This window comes from Microbacterium sp., from assembly GCF_031178525.1.
In the GTDB taxonomy this organism is placed as follows: Bacteria; Actinomycetota; Actinomycetes; order Actinomycetales; family Microbacteriaceae; genus Microbacterium.
Genome location: NZ_JAPSJA010000082.1, coordinates 1 through 10,448 on the forward strand (window position 1 = coordinate 1; position 10,448 = coordinate 10,448).

Consider the following 10,448-nt stretch of genomic DNA (forward strand, 5'->3'; position numbering starts at 1 on the left):
AGCAGACCGGCGCCGACGATGCGCACGGTTCCGGACACGCGCGCCGTCCGCCCAGGGACGAGCGGGTCCCGCGCACTCACGCCGCCCGCGGGCACAGCGATGTCGCTCACGAGTCCTCCGGCTCCTGGATCGAAGGGGGCTCCTCCCCCGTCGGATCGACGGACGCGTCGGCGCCGGATCCCTGGCGCGAAAGAGTCAGCAGCGCGCCGCGTTCCACCTTAGTCAACTCGCGCGCGCGGCCCACTGGGAGGGTTCCCAGGTGCAGCGGCCCGAACTGGCGCCGCACGAGCTCGACCACGGGATGCCCGACGGCCGCCATCATGCGTCGCACGATGCGGTTGCGACCGGAGTGCAGCGTGAGCTCGACGAGGCTGTGGCCGGCGGACGCGTCAAGCAGCCGCGCCTTGTCGGCGTGGATCGGGCCGTCCTCGAGCTCGATGCCGCGGGTCAGAGTGGCGATGGTCTGCGGCGTGACGGTGCCCTCGACCTTCGCGATGTACACCTTCGTGACGCCGAACGACGGGTGCGCGAGCACCTGTGCGAGCTCGCCGTCGTTGGTCAGCACCAGCAGGCCCGACGTGTCGTAGTCGAGGCGCCCGACGTTGAACAGGCGCTCCTCCCAGTCCTTCGTGAACGCACGCAGGTCCTTGCGGCCGCGGTCGTCCTTCATCGAGCTGATGACGCCCGTGGGCTTGTTCAGCATGACGTAGCGCTTGCCCGCATCCAGCTGCACCGCGACGCCGTCGACGTCCACCAGGTCGCTCTCGGGGTCGATCCGCGAGCCCAGCTCGGTCACGACCGCGCCGTTGACCCGCACACGGCCCTCGACGATCAGCTGCTCCGACACGCGCCGCGACGCCACGCCCGCGTTCGCGAGCACCTTCTGCAGCCGGATGCCCTCTGCCTTGTCTTCCATGTCCCACTTTCTGCCGGATTCGCATCCCCATTCCGCCAGGAAGGGGGACACCGTCCATGGTGTCAGCCGACGATGTCGTCGAATCCGTCGGATCCGTCGTCCAGCAGCGGCGAGATGGGCGGCAGCTCGTCGAGTGAGTTGATGCCCAGCTGCTGCATCAGCAGGTCGGTCGTGCCGTACAGGATCGCGCCGGTCTCGGGATGCGTGGAGACCTCCGTGATGAGGCCCCGCGCGAGCAGCGTGCGCACGACGGAATCGACGTTCACGGCGCGGATGGACGCGACCTGCGAGCGTGTCACGGGCTGCTTGTAGGCGATCACCGCGAGCGTCTCGAGCGCCGCCTGCGACAGCCGCGCGGGCGCCTGTCCGCCCACGAATCCCGCGACCATCTCGTCGTACTCTGACCGCACGTAGAACCGCCAGCCGCCGCCCACCTCGCGCAGCTCGAAGCCGCGCTCGGGGGTGCCGGCCCGGCCGTCGTAGTCGGCGACGAGCGCGGCGAGAGCCTTGCGCACGGCCGGCACGGGCGCGCCCACGGCCGTGGCGAGCGACACGACCGACAGCGGCTCGTCCGCGATCATCAGGATCGCCTCCAGCCGCTGCGCGACGCCGCCGGGGAACGCGGCCGGCTCCTCCGCCGGCTGCTCGACGGGCTCGAGCGCAGGCTCCCGCTCGGGTGCCGCGGCATCGGCGGTCATCGGCTCATCGGTCATAGTCGGCCCCCAGGGTCGCCAGCGTCTCGTCGGACCAGTGATCCGCCGTCCAGGTCAGCGTCAGCTCGCCGAGCGGCTCGAGCTGCTCGAAGCTGATCGCGGCGTGCCGGTAGAGCTCCAGCACGGAGATGAAGCGCGCCACGACGATGCCTGCCTCGGCCACGCCCGACACGAGCTCGCGGAACGTCATCCGATCCGCATTGCGCAGCAGCGTCACGACGACCGCCGCCTGTTCGCGGATGCTCACGAGCGGCGCGTGCAGGTGATCCAGCCCCACGCGCGGGATCTCGCGCGGCGCGAAAGCGAGCATCGCGATCGCGGCGAAGTCCTCCTTCGAAAGGGTCCAGACGAGTTCGGGCGTCTTGGCGCGGTACTTCGGATCCAGCGGAACGCTGCGGGTGTGGCGGCGATCCTCGCCCTGCAGTCCGGCGGCGAACCACGCCGACACCTCCTTGAACGCGCGGTACTGCAGCAGCCGCGCGAACAGCAGATCCCGCGCCTCGAGCAGGGCGACGGACTCGGCGTCGACAAGCTCGCCCTGCGGCAGGAGCCCCGCGACCTTCATGTCCAGCAGGGTCGCGGCGACGACGAGGAACTCGGACGCCTGGTCCAGCTCCTCGTCCGGCCCGAGATCGCGCAGGTAGCCGATGAACTCGTCGGTCACCTTCGACAGCGCGACCTCCGTGATGTCGAGCTCGCGCTGCGAGATGAGGTTCAGGAGCAGGTCGAACGGGCCGTCGAAGTTGGACAGTGAGACGCGGAAGCCCTGCCCCTCGGCGTCCGCGGGCGCGGCGTCGTGATCCGGAGCAGCCCCGGCGTCAGGCGAGGTGCCGATCCCCGCCCCCGGCGGGACGTCGCTACGCGACGGCGCCACGGGCGACCAGCTCCCGCGCCAGTCGCAGGTAGGCCTGGGCGGCCGGGTGCTGGGGCGCGAACTCGGTGATCGGCACGCCCGACACGGACGCGTCCGGGAACTTGACCGTGCGGCCGATGACGGTCTCGAGCACGTCGTCGCCGAAGGCGTCGACGATGCGCTCCAGCACCTCGCGCGAGTGCAGGGTGCGGGGGTCGTACATGGTCGCCAGCAGGCCGTCGAGCTTGATCGACGGGTTGAGGCGGTCGCGGACCTTGCCGATCGTCTCGATCAGCAGCGCGACGCCGCGCAGCGCGAAGAACTCGCACTCCATCGGGATCAGCACGCCATGTGCCGCCGTGAGCGCGTTGATGGTCAGCAGCCCGAGCGACGGCTGGCAGTCGACGAGGATCACGTCGTACTCGGGCGCGACCTTGCGCAGCACGAGCGACAGGATCTGCTCGCGCGCGACCTCGTTCACGAGGTGCACCTCGGCGGCCGACAGGTCGATGTTGGCGGGGATCACGTCGAGGCCCGGCGTCGCGGTCTGCACGATCGCCTCGTGCGGGTCGCGCTTGGTGTCGAGCAGCAGATCGTAGATCGTCGTGACGTCGTGGTTCTGCACGCCCAGCCCGACGGTCAGTGCGCCCTGCGGGTCGAAGTCGACCGCGAGCACCTTGCGCCCGTACGACGCGAGAGCGGCCGCGAGGCTGATGGTCGTCGTCGTCTTGCCGACGCCGCCCTTCTGGTTGCACAGCGCGATGATGCGCGCCGGCCCGTGCCCGTCGAGCTTCTCCGGGGTCGGGAAGCCGTGATAGGGACGCCCGGTCTCGCCCAGGATGACCTCATCCTGCTTCTTCGTCCGGGCCTTGTTGTCCGCCACCGATGCTCCTGCCTTAGACATGCTCGCTCGATTGTAGCGAGGAGCGCCCGAGCGGCCGCGGAGCGGGCCCGGCGATCCGGGATCCCGGCGAGCCCGGGGATTCCGGCGGTCCGGCTCAGCGTGCCCGCGGATGGCTCGTCGCGTACACGTCGCGCAGCGTGTCGACCGTCACGTGCGTGTAGATCTGCGTGGTCGCGACCGACGAGTGGCCGAGCAGCTCCTGCACGACGCGCACGTCGGCACCGCCCTGCAGCAGGTGCGTGGCGAACGAGTGCCGCAGCGTGTGCGGCGACACGTGCGCGGTCAGCTGGGCCTTCTCGGCGGCGGCCTGGATCACGAGCCAGGCGCTCTGACGCGACAGCGGCGCGCCGCGCGCCCCGAGGAACAGCTTCGGCGAAGCGGTGCCGCGCGTGGCGAGGTCGGGGCGCACGCGCGTCAGGTACGCGTCGATCGCGGCCCGGGCGTAGGAGCCCACCGGCACGATGCGCTCCTTGGACCCCTTGCCCCGCAGACGCAGGATCTCGCCGGTTGAGAGATCGTCGACGTCCAGCTGCACCGCCTCCGACACGCGCGCACCCGTGGCGTACAGCAGCTCGAGCAGCGCACGGTCGCGGATCCCGATCGGTTCCTCGGCCGACGGAGCGGCAAGCAGGCGCTCGACCTGGTCGATCGTCAGCGCCTTGGGCAGGCGTCGCGCCTGCTTCGGCGGGCGCAGGCGCTGGGAGGGGTCGGCATCGGCGATCCCCTCGCGTGCGAGGAAGCGGTGCAGCCCGCGCACCGATGACTGCAATCTGGCGAGCGATGACGCGGCCGGTGGCGGATCGGTCGCCGCGCGCTCGGCCGCGAACTCGGCGACGATCGCGGGCGTCACCTCGGTCGTGTCGGAGATCCGGCGCTCGTCCAGCCAGTCGAGGTAGCCCGCGAGGTCCCGTCGGTACGCCGCGATCGTGTGCTCGGAGAGTCCGCGCTCGATCGTGACGTGGCGCAGGTAGGCATCCACCGCCCTCTCGAGCTTCACGGCACGCCGCTTCAGGCGCCGGTGACCGTCCGGCGGCGCAGCCTCTCGGCCGTCAGCAGCACGCCGAGCATCATCGCGCCGTTGCACAGGCGCCCCTCGAGCACTGCGGCCACCGCATCCTCGAGCGGGACCCACTCGAGGCGGAGGTCCGCCTCCTCGCTGTGCCGCGCGAACACCTCGGGGGCGTCCGACAGCCCGGTCGCGAGATAGATGTGGATGATCTCGTCGCTGCCGCCGGGCGACGGCGCCTGGGACACGAGCTTCTCCCAGTGAGCGGCGACCAGATCCGCCTCCTCGGCGAGCTCGCGCTTCGCCGCGTCGAGCGGGTCCTCGCCCTCCACGTCGAGCAGACCCGCCGGGATCTCCCAATCGCGCGTGCGGATCGGGTGACGGTACTGCTGGATCAGCAGGACGCGTTCCCGGTCGTCGAGTGCGACGATCGCGACGGCGCCCGTGTGATCGACGTAGTGCCGCACGAGCTCGTCGTCGTTGTAGCGGAAGCGGTCCTCGCGCACGTCCCAGACCTGGCCGTCGAACACGCGGCGGCTGTCGGTGACGTCGACCTCGAACGGCTCGTCGCGGAGTTCAGCGGAGCGGACGCCCATCAGGCGGTCTCGACCTCGAACAGCTCGCTCGCGCGGTGACGCTCGACCGCCGCCCCGACGAGACCGCGGAACAGCGGGTGCGGCTCCGTCGGCCGCGAGCGCAGCTCGGGGTGCGCCTGCGTGGCGACGTAGTAGGGGTGCACGTCGCGCGGCAGCTCGATGAACTCCACCAGGTTCAGATCCGGGTTGATGCCGGAGAACACCAGGCCCGCCTCGGCGATCTGCGCGCGGTAGGCGTTGTTGACCTCGTACCGGTGGCGGTGGCGCTCCTCCACCTGCGTGGCGCCGTACACCTCGGCGACGATCGAGCCCTCGTCGAGCTTCGCCGGGTACAGGCCCAGCCGCATGGTGCCGCCCAGGTCGCCGCCCGCGAGGATGTCGACCTGCTCCGCCATGGTCGCGATCACGGCCGCCGGCGTCTCGGGGTCGAACTCGCTCGACGACGCGCCCTCGATGCCGGCGACGTTGCGCGCGTACTCGATGACCATGCACTGCAGGCCCAGGCAGAGCCCGAGCGCGGGGATGCCCTGCTCGCGCGCGAAGCGCAGCGCGCCGAGCTTGCCCTCGATGCCGCGGATGCCGAAGCCGCCCGGCACGCAGATCGCGTCGAGGTCCCCGAGCTGTCGCGCCGCGCCCTCGGGCGTCTCGCACGTGTCCGACGGGATCCAGCGGATGTTGACCTTGACCTCATGCGCGAAGCCGCCGGCCTTCAGCGCCTCGGTGACCGAGAGGTAGGCGTCGGGCAGGTCGATGTACTTGCCGACCAGGCCGACCGTGACCTCGAGCTTCGGGTTGTGCACCGACTGCAGCACGGTGTTCCAGCGCGTCCAATCGACCTCGCCGGCCTTCTCACCGAGGCCGAGGCGGCGCACGATGTACGAGTCGAGGCCCTGATCGTTCAGCGTCGAGGGGATGTCGTAGATGCTCGGCAGATCGACGGTGTTGATGACGCCCTCGACGTCGACGTCGCACATCAGCGCGATCTTGTTGCGGTTGGACTCGCTCACGGGGCGGTCGCTGCGCAGGACGAGCGCGTCGGGCTGGATGCCGACCTGGCGCAGCGCGGCGACCGAGTGCTGCGTGGGCTTGGTCTTCTGCTCGCCGGAGGCGCCCATGAACGGCACGAGCGAGACGTGCACGAAGAAGACGCTGTCGCGCCCGAGCTCGTGACGCAGCTGACGCGCGGCCTCCAGGAACGGCTGGGACTCGATATCGCCGACGGTGCCGCCCACCTCGGTGATGATCACGTCGGGCTGGGGGTCGGCCTGCGCCTGCAGGCGCATGCGGCGCTTGATCTCGTCCGTGATGTGCGGGATGACCTGCACCGTGTCGCCGAGGTACTCGCCGCGGCGCTCCTTGGCGATCACCTGCGAGTAGATCTGACCCGTGGTGACATTGGCGGCCTGGCTGAGGTTGACGCCGAGGAAGCGCTCATAGTGCCCGATGTCGAGGTCGGTCTCGGCGCCGTCGTCCGTGACGAACACCTCGCCGTGCTGGAACGGGTTCATGGTGCCCGGATCCACGTTCAGATACGGATCGAGCTTCTGCATCACGACGTGCAGGCCGCGTGCCGTCAGCAGATTGCCGAGGCTCGCCGCGGTGAGTCCCTTGCCGAGCGAGGAGACGACACCACCCGTCACGAAGATCTGCTTGGTGGTGGTCTCGGATCCCGCGCCAGGTGTGTGCATCACGGGCTTCGATCCTAACAGTCGATGCTTCGAGCCCGCCGAGCGGCGCGCCCGTCGGGATGTCGCGTGCGCCGCGAGGCGAGGCGTTTCGGGCTATCGTGCCACGCGCGTGGGGCCCGTGCCCGTTCAGGCGCGGACGGCGCCGAGTTCCAGCAGCTCGCGTGCGTGTGTGAGCGCGGCCTCCGAATCGCTGAGTCCCGACAGCAGGCGCGCCATCTCCGCCTCGCGCTCGGCGCCCTCGAGCCGCGACACGCTCGACCTCGTGACGGATCCGTCGTTCGCCTTCACCACGCTCAGGTGGTTGCCCGCGAAGGCCGCGACCTGCGCGAGGTGCGTCACGGCGATCACCTGCGACGTCTCGGCGAGCTTGGCGAGTCGGCGTCCGACCTCGATCGCGGCGGCGCCGCCGATGCCGGCATCGACCTCGTCGAACACGAACGTGGGAACGGGGTCGGTCTGCGAGATGACGACCTCGATCGCGAGCATCACGCGGCTGAGCTCACCTCCGGACGCCCCCTTCGACACGGGACGCGGCTCGGCGCCGGGGTGCGGTGCGAGCAACAGCCCCACCTCGTCCCGCCCGTGCGCGGACTCGGTGCCCGGGCCGACGTCGACGAGCAGGCGCGCGTCCGGCATCGCCAGCGCCTGCAGCTCCTCGGTCACGGCGTCGGCGAGCCGGGCGGCCGCCTGGGTGCGCGCGGCCGTCAGCGCGTCGGCGCGGGCGTCGAGCACCTCGCGGGCCTCCATCAGCTGCGCGCGGAGCCTCTCGACGCGATCGCCGTCGTCGTCCAGCTCCGCCAGACGGGCGGATCCGCTCTCGAGCAGCGCGATCGCGTCGTCGAGCGACCCGTGCGCGCGCACGAGAGAGTTCAGGATGGCCCGGCGCTCCTCGACCGCCGCGAGCTCGGCGGGCCCCGACTCGTCGAGGTCCGCGAGGAATCCCGACAGTTCGACGGCGATGTCGGCGGCGCGGTAGCCGAGGTCGGCGAGCTGTTCGCCCAGCCCAGCGAGGGCCGGATCCGCGACGCGGTCGAGCGCGCGCCGCGCGTCGGCGAGCAGCGTCGACACATCCACGCCGTCCTCCTCGCTCGAGAGGGCCTCGCGTGCGACGGCTGCCGCGGCGCGCAGCTCCTCGGCATTCGCGAGGCGTTCGGCGCGCTCCGCGAGAGCGACGTCCTCCCCCGGCTCGGGCGCTGCCTGCTCGATCTCGGCGAGCGACTCGCGCAGCGACTGAGCCTCGGCCGCGCGCGCCTCGCGGTCGGTCACGAGCGTGGAGAGCTCGCGGTCGAGCGCGCGCCAGGTGTCGTACGCCGCGCGGTAGGCCGCGAGAGCGTCGCGCACCGGCTCGCCGGCGAAGCGGTCGAGCGCGTCGCGCTGCGCGGCCGATGACTTCAGCCGCAGCTGATCGGACTGACCGTGGACGACGACCAGGGCATCCGCCAGGTCGGCGAGCACGCCCGCGGGCGCCGCGCGGCCGCCCACGCTCGCCCGGCTGCGCCCCTCGGCCGCCAGCGTCCGCGACAGGTACAGCTCGGCGCGTCCGCCGCCGATCGGCTCGAGGTCGCCGCCCGCTTCGCGCACCCGCTCGGCGACCGGACCCTCGTCGGGCACGATCCAGACGCCCTCGACGGACGCCTGCGGTGCGCCCGCGCGCACGGCGCCGGAATCGGCACGCTGTCCGAGCAGCAGTCCCAGTCCGGTGACCACCATCGTCTTGCCCGCACCGGTCTCGCCCGTGATCGCGGTGAAGCCCGGCCCCATGGGCAGGCTCGCTTCGCTGATCACGCCGAGATCGCGCAGCCGCATCTCCTCGATCATGCCGTCGTCTCCGCGACCGGTTCGATCATCCGCTCACTCCATCGCCTCGGGGACGGCGAGCGCCGGAGCGATCGTCTCGATCGCGCCGGTGGCGTCGGGATCGCTCGGGCCGCGCCATCCGGTCACGGGCAGCTTGAACTTGCGCACGAGACGGTCGGTGAACGCCGCGGGGTGCAGGCGTGCGAGGCGGACGGGCTGCGGCGAGCGCCGCACCGAGACGCGTGCCCCGGGAGGCAGCGGATGCGAGCGCCGGCCGTCGCACCACAGCACCGCGGATGCGCCCGCGCCGCCCTCGAGCACCTCGACCGCGATCGCGTGCTCCGGTCCCACGACGAGCGGGCGCGCGAACAGCGCGTGCGCCGACAGCGGCACGACGGCGATCGCCTGCACGGTCGGCCAGATGACGGGGCCGCCCGCCGAGAAGTTGTACGCCGTGGATCCCGTCGGCGTCGCGATCACGATGCCGTCGGCGCCGAAGGTCGACAGCGGGCGCCTGTCGATCTCCATGACGACCTCGATCATGCGCTCACGACTGTCCTTCTCGACCGTCGCCTCGTTCAGCGCCCAGGTCTCGTAGACGACCTTGCCCGAGCGGTCCTTCACGCGGACGTCGAGCGCGAGTCTCTCCTCGACCGCGTAGTCGCCCTCCACGGCACGCTGCACGGCGGAGTCCATCGCGTCGCGCTCGATCTCGGCGAGGAAGCCGACATGACCCATGTTGATCCCGAGCACGGGAGCCGTGCCGTCGCGCACCAGCTCGGTGGCGCGCAGGATGGTGCCGTCGCCGCCCAGCACGATCGCGAGGTCGATCTCGGCGAGCGGGACATCGGTTCCCAGCACGGGCACCTCCGCCAGGACGGGCGCGAGGGCCGACAGCTCGGCGCGGTCGTCGTGGGCGAGCACCGGCTGGGCTCCCGACGACCGCAGCAGCGCGGTCACCCGCACGGCGGCGTCGACGGTCTCCTCGCGGTGCGCGTGCGCGACGATCAGGATCTTCCGCTCCCGCCGGGCGGAGGGTCCGCCGGGAAGTGAGGTGACACCGTGCGACATCGATCCCCTCTCACTGCTGTTGCGGCTCATCGGTCTCCGTCGGTGTCCGTCGGGCTGAGCGTCATCCGGCGCAGCACCGCTCGATCGTGCCCTTCCATTCTGACGGGTTGCAGCGCAGCTCGCGTGCGCCCGTGGAAACCCGTCCTTTCAGCGCCGACGCCACCGTCCCCTCGCGCCCGGACCGGCGCCCTGCGAGCGGGTGCCTCCCGGCGCGCCGAGGATAGGCGTACGGTGAGCACATGTGGACCGTGCTCGTCATCCTGCTCGTGGTCTGGCTCGTGCTGGCGATCGTCGGCTTCGCCATCGAGGGCCTTGTCTGGCTCGGCATCATCGGCATCGTGCTGGTGGTGGGGACAACAGTGTTCGGCATCCTCCGCCAGCGCAGCCGCGGCCGCCGACCCTGACGTCGCGGTCATCCTGACGATGGGCGACGAACAGCGCCCGCCCGAGGCGGAGGGGACGTGGACCGGCGCGGCCGAAGCCGCGCCCGTGTCCATCGCGCGACGCGCGGTCGTGGTCGTCAATCCGCTGAGCACCGACATCCCGTCGTTGCGCGCCGCCGTGTCGGCCGCGGAAGCCGACGGATGGCTGCCGTCCATCTGGGTCGAGACGGCCGCCGAATCCGACGGGCGGGTGGCGCGGGCCGCTGCGGCCGACGACGTGGCGCTTGTGATCATCGCCGGCGGGGACGGCACCATCCGCGCCACCGTGGACGAACTGCATCCAACCGCGATCCCCGTCGCCCTTGTTCCGGGAGGCACCGGAAACCTGCTGGCCCGCAACCTCGACCTCATGGCTGACATGGAGGCAGCTGTGCGCACTGCGTTCGGCGCAGGGACGACTCGCGCGGTGGATGTCGGGCAGATCCGTCTCGAGCATCCCGACGGCCGTACGCAGACCCGTG

At 71.4% G+C, this 10,448-nt stretch carries 11 protein-coding genes; 2 read left to right on the plus strand and 9 right to left on the minus strand.

Annotated elements, in window-relative coordinates; genetic code table 11:
• Positions 1-106: 106 nt before the first annotated feature.
• From RIF89_RS07225 to RIF89_RS07265, 9 genes are all read right to left on the minus strand, one after another.
• Entirely contained in the window at positions 107-916 is an 810-nt protein-coding gene (locus RIF89_RS07225) for a pseudouridine synthase (protein ID WP_309068452.1), read from the minus strand.
• 62 nt (positions 917-978) lie between these two features.
• A complete protein-coding gene (gene scpB, locus RIF89_RS07230; protein ID WP_309068453.1) occupies positions 979-1,629 on the minus strand; it encodes an SMC-Scp complex subunit ScpB in 651 nt (216 codons plus the stop codon).
• Positions 1,619-2,503, minus strand: a complete 885-nt coding sequence (locus RIF89_RS07235; protein WP_375294448.1) for a segregation and condensation protein A — start codon at positions 2,501-2,503, stop codon at positions 1,619-1,621. The genes scpB and RIF89_RS07235 overlap by 11 nt, the downstream gene beginning before the upstream one ends.
• The gene (locus RIF89_RS07240; protein WP_309068454.1) at positions 2,487-3,386 is read right to left on the minus strand and encodes a ParA family protein; all 900 of its coding nucleotides are present in this window, start codon (positions 3,384-3,386) and stop codon (positions 2,487-2,489) included. Before RIF89_RS07240 ends, RIF89_RS07235 begins: the two co-directional genes overlap by 17 nt.
• A gap of 94 nt (positions 3,387-3,480) precedes the next feature.
• A complete protein-coding gene (xerD, locus tag RIF89_RS07245) occupies positions 3,481-4,383 on the minus strand; it encodes a site-specific tyrosine recombinase XerD (RefSeq protein WP_309068455.1) in 903 nt (300 codons plus the stop codon).
• A gap of 11 nt (positions 4,384-4,394) precedes the next feature.
• Positions 4,395-4,988 carry an NUDIX hydrolase gene (locus tag RIF89_RS07250; protein WP_309068456.1) on the minus strand — a complete coding sequence of 198 codons (594 nt, stop codon included), beginning with the start codon at positions 4,986-4,988 and terminating at the stop codon, positions 4,395-4,397.
• Positions 4,988-6,676, minus strand: coding sequence for a CTP synthase (locus tag RIF89_RS07255; RefSeq protein ID WP_309068462.1), 1,689 nt, complete (start codon positions 6,674-6,676; stop codon positions 4,988-4,990). The genes RIF89_RS07250 and RIF89_RS07255 overlap by 1 nt, the downstream gene beginning before the upstream one ends.
• A 126-nt stretch (positions 6,677-6,802) precedes the next feature.
• Entirely contained in the window at positions 6,803-8,494 is a 1,692-nt protein-coding gene (recN, locus tag RIF89_RS07260; protein WP_309068457.1) for a DNA repair protein RecN, read from the minus strand.
• Positions 8,495-8,527: 33 nt separating this feature from the next.
• Positions 8,528-9,544 carry an NAD kinase gene (locus RIF89_RS07265; protein WP_309068458.1) on the minus strand — a complete coding sequence of 339 codons (1,017 nt, stop codon included), beginning with the start codon at positions 9,542-9,544 and terminating at the stop codon, positions 8,528-8,530.
• 239 nt (positions 9,545-9,783) lie between these two features.
• Here RIF89_RS07265 and RIF89_RS07270 point away from each other — a divergent pair, with 239 nt between their 5' ends.
• Together RIF89_RS07270 and RIF89_RS07275 are read left to right on the plus strand one after the other, a co-directional pair.
• Positions 9,784-9,948, plus strand: a complete 165-nt coding sequence (locus tag RIF89_RS07270; RefSeq protein WP_309068459.1) for a hypothetical protein — start codon at positions 9,784-9,786, stop codon at positions 9,946-9,948.
• 19 nt (positions 9,949-9,967) lie between these two features.
• The coding region (locus tag RIF89_RS07275) for an acylglycerol kinase family protein (RefSeq protein WP_309068460.1) at positions 9,968-10,448 on the plus strand (481 nt) is incomplete at its 3' end.